At 50.7% G+C, this 14,223-nt stretch carries 12 protein-coding genes; 10 read left to right on the plus strand and 2 right to left on the minus strand.

Annotation, left to right across the window (positions count from 1 at the left end; translation table 11 throughout):
* The gene (locus tag CGC65_RS05470; RefSeq protein ID WP_002567932.1) at positions 1-1,356 is read left to right on the plus strand and encodes an FtsW/RodA/SpoVE family cell cycle protein; all 1,356 of its coding nucleotides are present in this window, start codon (positions 1-3) and stop codon (positions 1,354-1,356) included.
* Entirely contained in the window at positions 1,356-2,822 is a 1,467-nt protein-coding gene (locus CGC65_RS05475) for a peptidoglycan D,D-transpeptidase FtsI family protein (RefSeq protein ID WP_002567931.1), read from the plus strand. The genes CGC65_RS05470 and CGC65_RS05475 overlap by 1 nt, the downstream gene beginning before the upstream one ends.
* Before the next feature lie 4 nt (positions 2,823-2,826).
* Here the strand turns inward: CGC65_RS05475 and CGC65_RS05480 are convergent, their stop codons facing one another.
* On the minus strand, positions 2,827-3,741 hold the full coding sequence (locus tag CGC65_RS05480) for a LysR family transcriptional regulator (protein ID WP_002567930.1): 915 nt from the start codon (positions 3,739-3,741) through the stop codon (positions 2,827-2,829).
* 210 nt (positions 3,742-3,951) lie between these two features.
* On the opposite strand from CGC65_RS05480, the gene speB reads away from it, so the two are divergent.
* From speB to CGC65_RS05510, 6 genes are all read left to right on the plus strand, one after another.
* Positions 3,952-4,902, plus strand: coding sequence for an agmatinase (gene speB, locus CGC65_RS05485; protein ID WP_002567929.1), 951 nt, complete (start codon positions 3,952-3,954; stop codon positions 4,900-4,902).
* 25 nt (positions 4,903-4,927) lie between these two features.
* Positions 4,928-6,364, plus strand: coding sequence for a YjiH family protein (locus tag CGC65_RS05490; RefSeq protein WP_002567928.1), 1,437 nt, complete (start codon positions 4,928-4,930; stop codon positions 6,362-6,364).
* 106 nt (positions 6,365-6,470) lie between these two features.
* Positions 6,471-7,265: an FAD binding domain-containing protein gene (locus tag CGC65_RS05495; RefSeq protein ID WP_002567927.1), complete on the plus strand. Its 795-nt coding sequence runs from the start codon at positions 6,471-6,473 to the stop codon at positions 7,263-7,265.
* Positions 7,262-7,720, plus strand: coding sequence for a (2Fe-2S)-binding protein (locus CGC65_RS05500; RefSeq protein WP_002567926.1), 459 nt, complete (start codon positions 7,262-7,264; stop codon positions 7,718-7,720). Before CGC65_RS05495 ends, CGC65_RS05500 begins: the two co-directional genes overlap by 4 nt.
* A gap of 4 nt (positions 7,721-7,724) precedes the next feature.
* A complete protein-coding gene (locus CGC65_RS05505) occupies positions 7,725-10,163 on the plus strand; it encodes a xanthine dehydrogenase family protein molybdopterin-binding subunit (protein WP_002567925.1) in 2,439 nt (812 codons plus the stop codon).
* 260 nt (positions 10,164-10,423) lie between these two features.
* Positions 10,424-10,876 (plus strand): NUDIX hydrolase, encoded by a 453-nt coding sequence (locus CGC65_RS05510; RefSeq protein WP_002567924.1) that lies wholly within the window; start codon positions 10,424-10,426, stop codon positions 10,874-10,876.
* A gap of 100 nt (positions 10,877-10,976) precedes the next feature.
* Here CGC65_RS05510 and CGC65_RS05515 read toward each other — a convergent pair whose 3' ends face one another.
* Positions 10,977-11,993, minus strand: coding sequence for a LacI family DNA-binding transcriptional regulator (locus CGC65_RS05515; RefSeq protein WP_002567923.1), 1,017 nt, complete (start codon positions 11,991-11,993; stop codon positions 10,977-10,979).
* Between the two features lie 205 nt (positions 11,994-12,198).
* Here CGC65_RS05515 and CGC65_RS05520 point away from each other — a divergent pair, with 205 nt between their 5' ends.
* The gene (locus CGC65_RS05520) at positions 12,199-13,041 is read left to right on the plus strand and encodes a sugar phosphate isomerase/epimerase family protein (RefSeq protein ID WP_002567922.1); all 843 of its coding nucleotides are present in this window, start codon (positions 12,199-12,201) and stop codon (positions 13,039-13,041) included.
* Between the two features lie 45 nt (positions 13,042-13,086).
* Positions 13,087-14,193, plus strand: a complete 1,107-nt coding sequence (locus tag CGC65_RS05525) for a sugar ABC transporter substrate-binding protein (RefSeq protein WP_002567921.1) — start codon at positions 13,087-13,089, stop codon at positions 14,191-14,193.
* The last annotated feature ends 30 nt before the right edge of the window (positions 14,194-14,223 follow it).

A 14,223-nucleotide genomic window follows, 5' to 3' on the forward strand; every position in this document is an offset into this window, starting at 1 on the left:
ATGACCAATCTGATTGTAGAAATATCCAAATACCTGATGATACTGCTGATGGCAGTCTATACCTATGCGAATTTCCGCTTCTTTTCCTTCCCGGATATGGAACGCAAGCGCAGGGTATGTGCCAGACAGAACCGGGCCATGTTCGCCATACATTTTCTGGCATACCTGGTCATGTTCCTGAAGACAGAGGACGAGGGAATGCAGGCCATGCTTCTGGCATTTTACGGGGCGCAGGTGGTCTTTTTCCTGTGTTATATTTACCTGTACCGCCTGTTGTACCGGAATGTGTCCAGACTGCTGGTAAACAACGCCTGTATGCTGTTATGCGTGGGCTTTATCATGCTTACCCGGCTGTCCATGGCAAAGGGCCTGGACAAGGCCCTGCGCCAGTTTGCCATTGTGGTCATATCCGCGGCCCTGGCCTGGCTGGTGCCCTATATCATGGAGCGGGTATGGCAGCTTTATAAGCTTCAGTGGGTATATGCGGGGGCAGGGCTCCTGATTCTTCTGGTGGTATGGGCTGCCGGAAACGAGAGCTTCGGCGCCCAGTTGTCCCTTACCATAGCAGGAGTATCCATCCAGCCGTCGGAATTTGTGAAGCTGACCTTTGTGTTTTTTGTGGCGTCCATGTTCTATCAGTCCACGGATTTCAAAACCATTTTCCTGACAACGGCCGTGGCCGGCGCTCATGTTCTGGTTCTGGTGCTGTCAAAGGATCTGGGAAGCGCCCTGATTTTCTTTGTCACTTACCTGCTGATGCTGTTTGTTGCCACAGGAAGCTGGGTGTATCTGATAACGGGAAGCGCCCTGGGAACAGGAGCCGCCCTGGCAGCCTACCAGCTGTTTGACCATGTGCGCCGCAGGGTGGCGGCCTGGAGCAATCCGTGGGCCGATATAGAGAACAAGGGATACCAGATTACCCAGTCCCTTTTTGCCATCGGCACAGGGGGATGGTTTGGCATGGGACTCTGCCAGGGAATGCCGGGAAAGATACCGGTGGTGGAGAAGGATTTTATCTTTTCAGCGGTGTCAGAGGAGATGGGAGCCATTTTTGCCATCTGCGTACTTCTTATCTGCCTGGGCTGTTTTATCCAGTTCATGATGATTGCAGCCAGAATGCAGGCCGTGTTCTACAAGCTGATTGCATTTGGCCTGGGGGTGGAGTATATTGTGCAGGTATTCCTGACGGTTGGCGGGGTGACCAAATTCATACCGTCCACAGGAGTGACGCTGCCCTTTGTCAGCTACGGAGGAAGCTCCATCCTGGGAACCTTCCTGCTGTTTGGCATTATCCAGGGGCTTTACATTCTGAAACGCAACGATGAGGAAGAAACCGGAGAGGAGGTGATGCCGTGATGAAGAAGGCGGATGCCGGGCCAAAGCCCAATCCAAAGCCCAATCCAAAGCCCAACTCAAAATCCAACCGCAGCATTCTGGGCATCACCTATGTGGTGGTGGCCCTGTTCCTGGGGTTGGCAGCCTATCTGGGATATTTCCTCCAGGTAAAGAGCGAGGATGTAATCAACAACTCCTACAACGCAAGGCTGGACAGCTTTTCGGACCGCATCGTGAGGGGCAGGATTCTGGCATCGGACGGCACGGTGCTGGCCCAGACCCAGATGGACGGCGGGGGAAACGAGACAAGGGTGTATCCCTTCGGGGATATCTTTGACCATGCGGTGGGCTATTCCACCAAAGGCAAGACAGGAATCGAGGCCCTGGCCAATTTCTATCTGCTGACCTCCCATGTGAATCTGATGGAGCAGGTGGGAAATGAACTGACCGGCAATAAGAATCCGGGGGACGATGTATACACCACCCTGGATACGGAACTCCAGCAGGCTGCCTATGCCGCGCTGGGAGCCAGGAAGGGCGTGGTCATTGCCATGGAGCCGGATACCGGCAAGATACTTGCCATGGTATCCAAGCCCGGTTACGACCCCAACAGCCTGCTGGGGGACTGGGAAGCCCTGACCGCCCAGGATAATAAGGAGGGCCAGCTTTTAAACAGGGCCACCCAGGGGCTTTACCCACCCGGCTCCACTTTTAAGATAGTGACTGCGCTGGAATATATGCGGGAACATCCCGCGGATTATAAGAATTACCAGTTTGACTGCGGCGGTGTGTACGAGAACGGGGAATACCGGATTAAGTGCTATCACAGTACGGCTCACGGACATCAGGATTTCACCCTGGCATTTGCCAATTCCTGCAACGGCGCATTTGCCAGCCTGGGCCTTACAATGGACCTGGGAAAGTGGAACAGCACCGCCGGGGACCTTCTCTTTAACGGACCGCTTCCCCTGAGCGGGATTCCCTATAAGGAGAGCGCCTACAACATGAAACCCGGAGCCGGAACCTGGGAAATTCTGCAGACCTCCATCGGACAGGGGACGACCCAGATTACTCCCCTTCACAATGCCATGATTACGGCTGCCATAGCCAACGGCGGCACTCTGATGAAGCCCTATTTTCTGGACTCTGTTGTCAGCGCAGGGGATGAAACCATCAAAAAGTTCATGCCCGCCGCGTACGGAAGCCTTATGAGCGCAAAGGAGGCGGCAGGACTTACGGAGCTTATGAGGGCGGTTGTCACAGAGGGAACAGGGTCGGCTGTGCGCACGGATGCTTATACGGTGGCAGCCAAGACAGGGTCTGCGGAGTTTGAGACAGGAAAGGAAACCCACGCCTGGTTCACCGGTTTTGCGCCGGCTGAGTCCCCGCGGCTGGTGGTGACGGTTCTGGTGGAGGAAGGCGGCAGCGGGGGGAAGGCGGCCGCCCCCATAGCCAGACAGCTCTTTGATATCTATATGAGCCGTTGAATATCTATATGGGCCGATCTGCAGGATGATCCGCAAACAGCTCCTTTAATTCCCGGATAAACTGCTTCTCCCTGGAATTCATGGTGTAGGAGGCGTGATACAGGCAGTAGGCGTCCATGCCAAAGGGAGCGTCCACAATGGAAATCTCCACGCAGTCCTCGCTGTATGTATCGGTAAAGCGTTTCATCATCACAGTGACATACCGGCTCTGGCGGATGGCGTCGATGAGGCCGCCCCGGTCGAACACATATAAGATATTATTGTCATTTTTAAAGTTCAGAATTTTCAGCCATTCGTCAAACTTAAAATTTTCATACATGATGAACTTATAATCGGTTATACTGTCAAAAGGAATCTCCTTCTTACGTGAAAGGGGGTTCTTTTTTGATGCCAGAAGGATCAGGGGACGGTTGCGGGCAATGGGAATCAGCTTCAGATTATGCTTTTTGGCAAGGGCGTAATAGGTATCGCTGACCGTGTCAAAGCAGTAAAACAGGGACATCCGGTACCGCTGTTCCACCACATCGCGGATGGTCTGGATCAGGCCGGTTTCCTTAAATGAGTCCTCGCAGGCTGTGGGCGGTTTTTTCTTCTTGAATTTAAGAAAATGGTTCATGAAGTCAAATGAATAGGTGCAGGAAATGGAAAGGTTGTCCTTGTGGCTGAACATGGACGGAATGTTGTGGATGGTTTCCAGTTCCGTGGCAATCTTCCTGGCGGATTTAAGAAACAGTTCACCTTCATTGGTGAGGCGTATACCGCTGTGCTGCCGGCGGAAGATGGGAAATCCCAGTTCCTGCTCCAGATTCTTGATGCATACGCTAAGGTTCGGCTGCAGCATCTGCAGGTTCTGGGCCGCCTTGTTGATGGAACCGCATTCCACGATTTCAATTACATATTCAAAATATTTGATATCCATAGATAACCCCTCTGTCATATATGCAGCTTTTATATAGTCCCTACCTAATTATATGATTTTCCATATAACATATCAAGTATTAATATAACACAGAAGGCCTTCCAGATGGTATGCTTTTGTTAACGGAAAATTGCCGACAATAAGTCCAATAAAACTAAAAGTGCGCACGAATCAAATTGAATACAGTTAAATAATATGGAGGGTTATATAATGACAGATATTAAACAACCGGCAAGTGCCTTATCATCACCAAGATTTTGTAATATGGGAACATTTATGAGAATGCAGAAGGTGGACTCGGCAGAAGGTCTGGATTTCGCTATTGCAGGGGCTCCCTTTGACACTGCCAGCTCCTTCCGTTCCGGCTCACGCTTTGGCCCTAATGCAATCAGGAATATCTCAGCCATGATGAAGCCTAACAATGTAATCATGCAGGTAAACATTATGGACGGGTTAAAGGGCGGGGACATAGGCGATTTCAATGTGACTCCTGGCTACATACATCCCACCTATCAGGCAATTGAAGAAGGGGTTGCCAATATCCTTAAGGAAAATGCATGTCCCATCGTACTGGGCGGCGACCATTCCATCACATTGGCAGAGCTTCGCGCGGTTGCGAAAAAGTACGGTCCGGTTGCCCTGGTGCACTTTGATTCCCATTCCGATTTATGTGATGAGGTATTTGGCCAGAAATATAACCATGGCACGCCGTTCCGCAGGGCTTTGGAAGAAAATCTGATAGATGCGTCCCATTCCATTCAGGTGGGAATGCGCGGCTCCCTGTATGACCCGGATGAGCATAAGATGGCGGCAGAGCTGGGAATGAAGCTGATTCCGGCCCACAAGGTAAGGGAGATGGGCTTAGAGACCCTGATTAAGACGATTTTGGAGCGCGTGGGGGATAAGCCCTGCTTCCTGACCTTTGACATTGATTTCGTAGATCCCGCTTATGCGCCCGGAACAGGCACCCCGGAGGTGGGAGGCTTTACTTCCCTGGAAGCCCTGGATCTGGTAAGAAAAATAAAGGACCTGAATTTTGTGGGATTTGACCTGGTGGAGGTATTGCCCGCATATGACCACGGTGAGATAACCGCTTATCTGGCAGCCAACATTGTATTTGAATATCTGTCCATCCTGGCAGTGAAGAAAAAGGCAAAATAGCGGCAGCTGCAATGGAGGATAAGGCATGGAAAATGACAATAATGTGAACGGGAACCTAAATGACAACTCGGTATTAGATGCACTGGTGCTTACCAGGGAACAGTGGAGAAGCGGGATAGTAAAGGCAGTCATTTTCACCCTGATTGCAGTCATCATCTTTTTTGTCCCGGTCACTGTAAGGGGAAGCACGGATGTCACCTTCGGCATCATATATAAGAATATCAAAGCCGGCCTGGGACTTGCGGGACTCTGGATGGGAGGAATTATCATCATGGGAAACGGCCTGGCCAGCGTATACGGAAAATATTTCTGCAAAAACAAGGATTCAGCTGTTTACAGGTATTATCAGGAGGATTCGGTGCTGCATCCGCTGTTTTACCTGCTGGGCAGTATATTCGCCCTGATTCTGATGCTGCACTACACCTTTCCCTCCTTTGAGGGACCGGCTGCCATCGTCAGTCCCGACATAGGAGAAACCGTATACTCCATTGCCACGGACGTGGCCTGGATTATTCCGGTCAGTGCTGTGTTCATGCCGTTTTTACTGAATTACGGAATCGTGGATTTTATCGGTAGCCTGATGGAGCCGCTTATGCGGCCTGTGTTTAAGATTCCCGGAAGAAGTGCTGTCAATGCCATTGCGTCCTTTGTCAGTTCTGCCTCTGTGGGGGTTCTGATTACCAGCAAGCTGTATCAGAAGGGGATTTATACGAAAAAGGAAGCGGCTCTCATCGCCACGGGATTCAGCGCGGTCAGCGTGGGATTTGCCTATAAGGTGATAGAGACAGCAGACCTTTCGGAATATTTTCTGCCTATTTATTTTATAGCGCTGCTGGTGACTCTTATAGTCAGCTTCTTTATGGCCAGAATTCCCCCGCTGTCCCGCAAGGCGTCTGTGTTTGCAGACGGACGGCAGCAGACAAAGGAAGAGATTTTGGCGGAGCGTGTACCTGCCAGGGCAGTGCTTAAGACAGGAGCCTCCAGGGCGGTCAAGAAAGCGGCCACTGCGCCCAATCTTCTGAAAGAAATCCGGTCCAGCCTTTTAGACAGCTGTTATGTGCTGCCAAAGGTAATATCACTTCTGACGGCCGTGGGAATCATAGCAATGCTCATCGCCACCTATACCCCGGTATTTAACTGGATTGGCAAATTATTTGAACCCCTGCTTGTCCTGTTACAGGTTCCCAATGCGGCTGAGATTGCGCCTTCCCTTCCGGTTGGAATCGCGGAAATGTTTTTACCCGTGCTGATGATTGCCGATAAGGTCGGCACCCTGGCCGTGGGGGCCAGGTACATGGTAGTCACCGTGTCCATGGTGCAGATTATCTTCTTTTCTGAGACCATCGTGGTCATGATGTCAACGAAGATACCTGTATCTCTGAAGGAACTGATTGTCTGCTTCTTTGAGCGGACCATTGTGGCCATACCAATCAGCGCATTGTTCATGCATTTATTATTTTAAAGAATAACGGTATATGTAGAAAACAGGGAGATTTCATGATATAATCTCCCTGTTTGCTTTATTTTAGGGCGTGTATTCACGCATTTGACAAGAGAGGAGAATCTACGTGTTCCGAGCAGAGGATTATGTAAAAGTGGACAGTCTGTCCGAGGCGTATGAACTATGCCAGAAGCGCAGCAGCCTGGTTGTGGGAGGCATGGTGTGGCTTAAGATGACCAGTGTGACCAAACGTACCATCGTGGACCTGTCCGGCCTGGGACTTGATAAAATCGAGGAAACCAAGGAAGAATTCAGGATTGGCGCCATGTGCACCCTGCGCCAGTTGGAGACAGACCAGGGGCTTGACCAGTATTTCGGAGGCGTTTTTAAGGAATGTACACGCCATATCGTGGGCGTTCAGATGCGCAACCTGGCTACAGTGGGAGGCAGCATTTACAGCCGCTTTGGATTTTCCGACATCCTGACCTGCCTGATGGCCCTGGATACATATGTGGAGCTTTATCACGGAGGCATAGTGCCTCTGGAGGAATTTGCCAAACGGCCTGTGCGCCGGGATGACAGGGATATTCTGGTGCGCATCATTATAAAAAAAGACGGAAGAAAAGCAGCCTATACCACCCAGAGGAATTCGGAAACGGATTTCCCGGTCATAGCCTGCTGTGTATCCCGGTGGGGCAATGACTGGTATGTGGCGGTGGGAGCCAGGCCGGGACGGGCCCAGGTCGTGAAAATCAGGGACGACGGGTATGACAGTCTGGCGCAGCTTGCCGGGGAGGCGGCTGATTCCTTTACCTATGGCAGCAATACGAGGGCAAGCGGACAGTACCGCCGCCAGCTGGCTGCTGTGTATACAAGACGCCTTATGGAGAGACTGACAGGAAGGAGCGTAAGCAAAGGATGAATATAGAGTTTCGGTTAAATGGAAAAAATGTGCAGGCAGAGGCTGAGCCGGATGACCTTCTTCTGGATTTAGTGAGAAGCCTGGGCTGCTACAGCGTGAAACGCGGCTGCGAGACAGCCAACTGCGGCCTGTGCACCGTATGGCTGGACGGAAAGCCTGTGCTGTCATGTTCCATCCTGGCTGTCAGGGCAGACGGGCGCCATGTCACCACTCTGGAAGGACTTCAGAAGGAAGCAGAGGAATTCGGCATGTTTCTGGCAGCGGAAGGCGGGGAGCAGTGCGGATTCTGCAGCCCCGGTTTCATCATGAATGTGCTGGCCATGGAGCGGGAGCTTAAAAACCCGGATGAGGAGGCCATCAAGGAGTATCTGGCCGGCAACCTGTGCCGCTGCAGCGGATATATGTCCCAGCTGCGGGCAGTTAAGAAATATCTGGAATCGAAACAGGAGGTGTGAGCGGATGGGATATACAGATAATAAGACGTCTGACAGTACATGCGGCACATGCGCCGGTACGGATGGTACATGCGGCAGCATATGCGGTACATGCGGCAGCACATGCGGCACATGCGGCAGCGCAGGCGGTGCATATGCCGGAAGAAATTACCGTGTGGTAGGCGCTCCCTTCATCAAGAAGGATGCCAGGGCCCTGGTGACAGGCAAGCCGGTGTTTACGGACGACCTGGCATTAAAGGACTGCCTGGTGGTAAAGGTGCTCAGAAGCCCTTACGCCCATGCCATGGTTAAGGAGATAGACTGCGGCGTTGCCGCCAAGATACCGGGTATTGAGTGCATTCTCACATGGAAGGATGTGCCCCAGAGCCGTTTTACCATGGCGGGGCAGACCTATCCGGAGCCCAGTCCCTATGACCGGCTCATACTGGACCGCAGGCTGCGGTTTGCCGGAGATGCGGTGGCAATCGTGGCAGGCAGGGATGAGGCTGTGGTGGACCATGCCATGCGTCTCATACGTGTAAAATATGAAGTCCTGGAGCCTGTGCTGGACATGCACGATGCCAAGGACGCAAAGATACTAGTGCACCCGGAGGAGGACTGGAAGAGTCTCTGCGATGTGGGAGCTGACAACAGACGCAATCTCTGCGCCTCAGGCATTGAGGGTCATGGGGATCTGGAACAGGCATTTGCAGGCTGTACCCATGTGATAGAGCGGGTGTACCACACCAAGGCCAACCAGCAGGCCATGATGGAAACCTTCCGGGCCTACACCCATCTGGATGTGTATGGAAGGTTAAATGTGGTGGCATCCACCCAGATTCCGTTCCATACCAGAAGAATCCTGGCCCATGCCCTGGATATACCCAAATCCAGGATTCGCGTCATCAAGCCCAGAATCGGAGGGGGATTCGGGGCAAAACAGACGGTTGTGGCAGAGGTGTACCCTGCCATCGTGACCTGGAAAACAGGAAAGCCAGCTAAAATCATTTACAGCCGTTATGAGTCTCAGATTGCGTCCTCACCCCGCCATGAGATGGAGGTACGGGTGAAGCTGGGATGCGATGACAACGGTATACTGAAAGCCATGGATGTATATACATTGTCAAATACAGGGGCATACGGGGAACATGGACCCACCACAGTGGGCCTGTCCGGCCATAAATCCATTCCGCTGTACCACACGCCTGAGGCGTTCCGGTTCAGTTATGACGTGGTCTACACCAACCGGATGTCGGCCGGGGCGTACCGCGGATACGGGGCAACCCAGGGAATCTTTGCCGTGGAATCAGCGGTCAGCGAGCTGGCGGCAGAGCTGGGCATGGACCCGGTGAAATTCAGGGAACTTAATATGGTCAAAGAAGGGGACGTGATGCCGGCCTATTACGGTGAGACAGCGGACAGCTGCGCTCTGGACCGCTGTGTGGCCAGGGTTAAGGACATGATAGGATGGGACGGAAAATACCCCAGACGCCAGGTAAGCGGTTCAAAGGTGCGCGGTGTGGGACTTGCCATGGCCATGCAGGGTTCCTCCATATCCGGGGTGGATGTGGCAGGCGCCACCATTAAGATAAACGACGACGGCTTTTACAACCTGATAATCGGTGCCGCCGACATGGGAACAGGCTGCGACACCACGCTGGCCCAGGTGGCTGCCGAGTGCCTGGGCTGCGAGCTGGACGATATCGTGGTATTTGGGGCTGATACGGACATTTCACCCTATGATTCCGGCTCCTATGCTTCCAGCACTGCCTATCTGACCGGAACAGCAGTGGTAAAGACATGTGAAGCCCTGAAGGAAAAAATTCTCCACAAGGCAGCCAAATACCTGGAAACCGGAGCGGATGAGCTGGAGTTTGACGGAAAGCGGGTATATAAGCTGGCCTGCGAGGCGGACGGCACCAGGAAGGAAATCACCATAAAGGACCTGGCGAACAGGGTCCAGTGCGCCAATGAGGACGCCCTTCAGGTGACCCAGTCCCATTCCTCGCCCATATCCCCGCCGCCCTTTATGGCAGGAGCCGCCGAGGTGGAGGTGGATCTGGAGACAGGCCAGGTGGAATTAATCAAATTTGCTGCCGCTGTGGACTGCGGAACACCTCTCAATGAAAACCTGGCAAGGGTTCAGACAGAGGGCGGTCTGGTCCAGGGAATCGGCATGGCCCTGTATGAGGATGTAAGCTATTCAAAGGACGGAAAGGTCCATGAGAATTCCTTTATGCAGTACAAGGTGCCCAGCCGTCTGGATGTGGGCAGGGTGCAGGTGGAGTTTGAGAGCAGCTTCGAGCCCACCGGCCCATTCGGCGCTAAATCCATCGGCGAGGTGGTTATCAACACCCCGTCTCCGGCCATTGCCAATGCGGTTTACAATGCAGTGGGCGTGAGAATACGGGAGCTTCCCATAACCGCGGAGAAAGTATTTAAAGGGATGAACGGCCTGGATTAAAGCCTGGCCGGATACCGGTATCAGCATGACTGTCCGGCGTTTGCCAAACCCTGTCTCCCAATACCTGCCAGCCCTGAAATAGCAGATAAGCCTTGCATATCCTTTCCAAAAGTTGTATACTAAGACCAGTTATGATTGCGTAACCGGGACAACAGATGCAGTGCTGCATACATTAATTAGCGGGACGCACGCGGGCCCTGTAAAGGACTCGTCCGGTACAGACGCAGATCAGGTTCACACCAACACCAGGAGGAATTGCAATGATTGAAGCAACGAGCTGCGGCGGTGTGGTTATATTTCGAGGGAAAATCCTCGTCCTTTATAAGAATTACAAGAACAAGTATGAGGGATGGGTTTTGCCTAAGGGAACAGTAGAAGCTGGCGAAGAGTATAAAGAAACGGCCCTCCGTGAAGTGAAGGAGGAGACCGGTGTCAGTGCATCCATTATCAAGTATATCGGCAAGAGCCAATACTCCTTTAACACACCCCAGGATGTGGTGGAAAAGGACGTACACTGGTATCTGATGATGGCCGACAGCTATTACAGCAAACCACAGCGGGAAGAGTACTTTCTGGATTCCGGGTATTATAAGTTCTACGAGGCATACCATCTGCTGAAGTTTTCCAATGAGAAGCAGATACTGGAAAAGGCTTATAATGAGTATCTGGATTTGAAGAAGAGTAATCTTTGGGGAAGCAAGAAGTATTTTTAAGTGAATAAGTACGTATTTAAGGGCGTTCTGCGAGGGCAGGACGCCCTTTTGAGTCCAATTTGACTCCAAAGTATGCTTCCCGATTCGGGATGTTCTGGTGCTAGGTCCGCTGCCTCTGTGTGGATTCCCGTATGATGAGCTCTGTGTTCAGCAGTACCTGCCGCGGTTTTGCGCCAGGGGTATTTAATTTTTCAATCAGCAGCTCACATGCCATGTAGCCCATCTGATATTTTGGCTGGTTAATGGTTGTGATGGGCGGGGACGTGGCCTGGGATATGTTCACATTATCAAATCCTGTAACGATAATGTCCGATGGTACGGAAAGCCCGGCCAGGCGGCATCCGCGTATAGCAGCTGCGGCAAGTACATCGGAGACTGCAAACACTGCTGTGGGATGCTCCTTCTGGGACATGAGCTGGTGCGTGGAGGAGAGGGCCATGTCAAAGTCTAGTTCAGGCAGCTGAATGATCCAGTCCTTGTTCAGGGGGATATGGGCGGCTTCCAGTGTCTGTATATATCCAGCTTTTCTCTGGCGGGCATATTTATACCGGTCCGGTCCGCACAGAAAAGCAATTTTTGTGTGCCCGGTGGACAGGATGTACTCCATCATTGTCTTGGCAGCCGCCACGTCATCAATGCTGGTATAGGAGACCAGGTCCTGGTTTTCCGTATACTCACAACACTGTACAAAGGGAATAGTATGGTATAGGCTGTTAAAATATCCCTGGTCCATGGCGTTTAATATAATGGCGCCGCAGAGGTTAATGTTATTTAACAGATTAAAAAAGGTTGATTCAGTAGATGAATTAAGATGCTGGACATTTACCAGGGTGTAGTAATCATGGCGCAGGGCCGCGTCCTGTGCTCCCTTGATCACATCATTGTAAAATGGATTGGAGACAGACGGTATGTTGATCAGTATGACCTTGCCGTCCTTTTTTGTATTGGTTGTTATAAAGCTTTCAGGCAATGGATAATTCAGCGAATGGATGGCTTCCATGATCTTTTTTGCAGTGCTGCCTTTGACTGCAGTTGTATTGTTGATAAAGCGTGATACGGTGGCTATAGAGACACCGGACATATCTGCTATCTGGGAAATGGTTGGTTTTGTTGCCATGGCTGATACCTCACAATCTAATGATATATTTAGAATACACCAAAATAGAAGAAATGTACAGGAGAAATGTAAAAAATGTAAATTTTTACAAAATATTGACAATAAAATGAAAAAAAGATATAGTATTAAATGAAAAAGCCATAAAAACTAGAAGAAAATGAAATAATTTTACATAAAAATGTAAAATACATGAAAAGGAGGAAAAATGAAGTTTGGTGTAAGTTCCTATGTCTGGGTATCCCCGTTTTCAAATCATACCACAGAACAATTAAAGCATGCCAAGGAGCTGGGATTTGACATCTATGAGATAGGTGTGGAGGATCCCTCGTCATTTGACCCGGCCTATGTGAAGCAAGAAGCTGATATGGCAGGTATACAGATTAACATATGCGGAGCCTTTGGCCCGGAGCGGGATATCAGCTCAGATGATTCCCGTTACAGGGACAAGGGGATGGAGTATATCAGGACGCTGATTGATATGGCATCGGTTTTCGGCTCACCCTATGTGGCGGGACCTATGTATGCGGCAACCGGTAAGGCAAGGATGGCTTCAGAGGAAGAACGGAAACGGCAGAGATCCTATGCAGTAGATAATCTCAGGGATCTTGCGGGCTATGCCGCCACAAAAGGAATCAGGCTGGCCCTTGAACCCCTGAACCGTTTTGAGACGGATTTTCTGAACACAGTTGACCAGGGGGTGGAACTTCTGGATGAGATTGGATGTGATAATGTAGGTTTGTTGTTGGACACATTTCATATGAACATTGAGGAGAAAAGCCTGGGGCAGGCGATCCGCAGGGCGGGCAGCAGGCTGTTTGACTTTCATGCATGTTCCAATGACCGGGGAACTCCGGGACAGGACCATATTGACTGGGATGAAATCAGCAAGGCGCTGAGGGATGTTGGTTACGACGGCGCGGTGGTGATTGAATCTTTTACCACAGATATAACAGAGATTGCCAAAGCGGTTTCTCTGTGGAGACCCCTGGCTGCCAGCCAGGATGTGCTGGCCTTAGAGGGGCTGAAGTTTCTGAAGGAGAATTTATAAATATATAATTATAAATCAAAAACATTTAACTAAGGAGGGTGTCAAATGAAAAAAGGACTGTTAGCATTAATGGTGGTTTCGGGAATGACTCTGATGACTGCTTGTTCTGGTTCATCCCAGACAGAGACAACAACCCCAGCACAGACCGCGGCAAAGGAAGAAACGTCTCAGGCAGAGCAGGCCAGTCCCAAAGAAGCAGAGGAGTCCAGCGCGGAAAGTGCGGGGGGGAAGGTTTATGGTTATATTACGCCGGGGCCTGACACATGGTATCAGCGCAATGTGGAAGGATTTCAGATGGGAGCGGAGAAGGATGGCAACAAGGTAGTTATTTTAAATTCAGACTACGATGTCAGCAAAGAAGTCTCCAATATTGATTCCATGATAAACCAGGGCGTTGACGGGTTGTGTATCTTTTCTTTTAATGAAAGCGGAGCTAAAATCGCAGCAGAAAAATGCGCAAAGGCAGGTATACCGCTGGTGTCAACGGACAGTGTGGGGACAGCTCTGGATAACAATGGGAACGACATTGTTGCAGCTATTGACTTTGACTGGACAGAGATGGGCAACAATTACGGACAGTGGTTTGCGGATAACTGCCCAGGTGAAAATATCTTTGTAATCACGGGAAACTTTGAGTCAGTGCCCTGTCAGAGGATAAATGAAGCTATGCAGGCAAAGGTGGATGAACTGGGTAAAAATAAGATCATTGATATTCAGGAAGGGGAATATAATCCCAGCAAAGCTATCACGGTGGCACAGGATGCGATTGCTTCCGGCAAAGACTTTTCGGTTATTTTTGTTATGAATGAGGACATGGCAGCCGGTATTATCCAAATGCTGGATTCTCAGGGAGTGTCAGACCAGTATAAGGTGGTTTCACAGAACGGTTCTCCCGCGGGCCTTCCCCTTATTAAGAACGGCAAGCTGGATTATACCATCTCATCATCTCCTGGTTGGGAGGGACTTGTTTCTTATCAGGTACTGAATCAGTACGCAACCGGAGCCAGCACAGCAGTTCAGCAGCAGGTTGAACTTCCCATTATGCCTGTGGACCAGAGTAATATTGATGACAAGACCAAGGTAGTGCCATGGGAAGTGGATGAATGTTACTGGGATTTGACAAAAGAGTATTTTCCAGAGTTAATGCAATAAGAAACATTTAAGTGGGGGTTCATATGAATC

The organism is Enterocloster bolteae, from assembly GCF_002234575.2.
GTDB classification, from domain to species: Bacteria; Bacillota; Clostridia; order Lachnospirales; family Lachnospiraceae; genus Enterocloster; species Enterocloster bolteae.

What these genes read in the sequence shown, in the direction of transcription:
- CGC65_RS05510 (WP_002567924.1), top strand. Translation starts at nt 10,424, where the DNA reads ATGATTGAAGCAACGAGCTGCGGCGGTGTGGTTATATTTCGAGGGAAA.
- CGC65_RS05475 (WP_002567931.1), top strand. Translation starts at nt 1,356, where the DNA reads ATGAAGAAGGCGGATGCCGGGCCAAAGCCCAATCCAAAGCCCAATCCA.
- CGC65_RS05515 (WP_002567923.1), bottom strand. Translation starts at nt 11,993, where the DNA reads ATGGCAACAAAACCAACCATTTCCCAGATAGCAGATATGTCCGGTGTC.
- CGC65_RS05480 (WP_002567930.1), bottom strand. Translation starts at nt 3,741, where the DNA reads ATGGATATCAAATATTTTGAATATGTAATTGAAATCGTGGAATGCGGT.
- CGC65_RS05500 (WP_002567926.1), top strand. Translation starts at nt 7,262, where the DNA reads ATGAATATAGAGTTTCGGTTAAATGGAAAAAATGTGCAGGCAGAGGCT.
- CGC65_RS05490 (WP_002567928.1), top strand. Translation starts at nt 4,928, where the DNA reads ATGGAAAATGACAATAATGTGAACGGGAACCTAAATGACAACTCGGTA.
- speB (WP_002567929.1), top strand. Translation starts at nt 3,952, where the DNA reads ATGACAGATATTAAACAACCGGCAAGTGCCTTATCATCACCAAGATTT.
- CGC65_RS05520 (WP_002567922.1), top strand. Translation starts at nt 12,199, where the DNA reads ATGAAGTTTGGTGTAAGTTCCTATGTCTGGGTATCCCCGTTTTCAAAT.
- CGC65_RS05505 (WP_002567925.1), top strand. Translation starts at nt 7,725, where the DNA reads ATGGGATATACAGATAATAAGACGTCTGACAGTACATGCGGCACATGC.
- CGC65_RS05470 (WP_002567932.1), top strand. Translation starts at nt 1, where the DNA reads ATGACCAATCTGATTGTAGAAATATCCAAATACCTGATGATACTGCTG.
- CGC65_RS05525 (WP_002567921.1), top strand. Translation starts at nt 13,087, where the DNA reads ATGAAAAAAGGACTGTTAGCATTAATGGTGGTTTCGGGAATGACTCTG.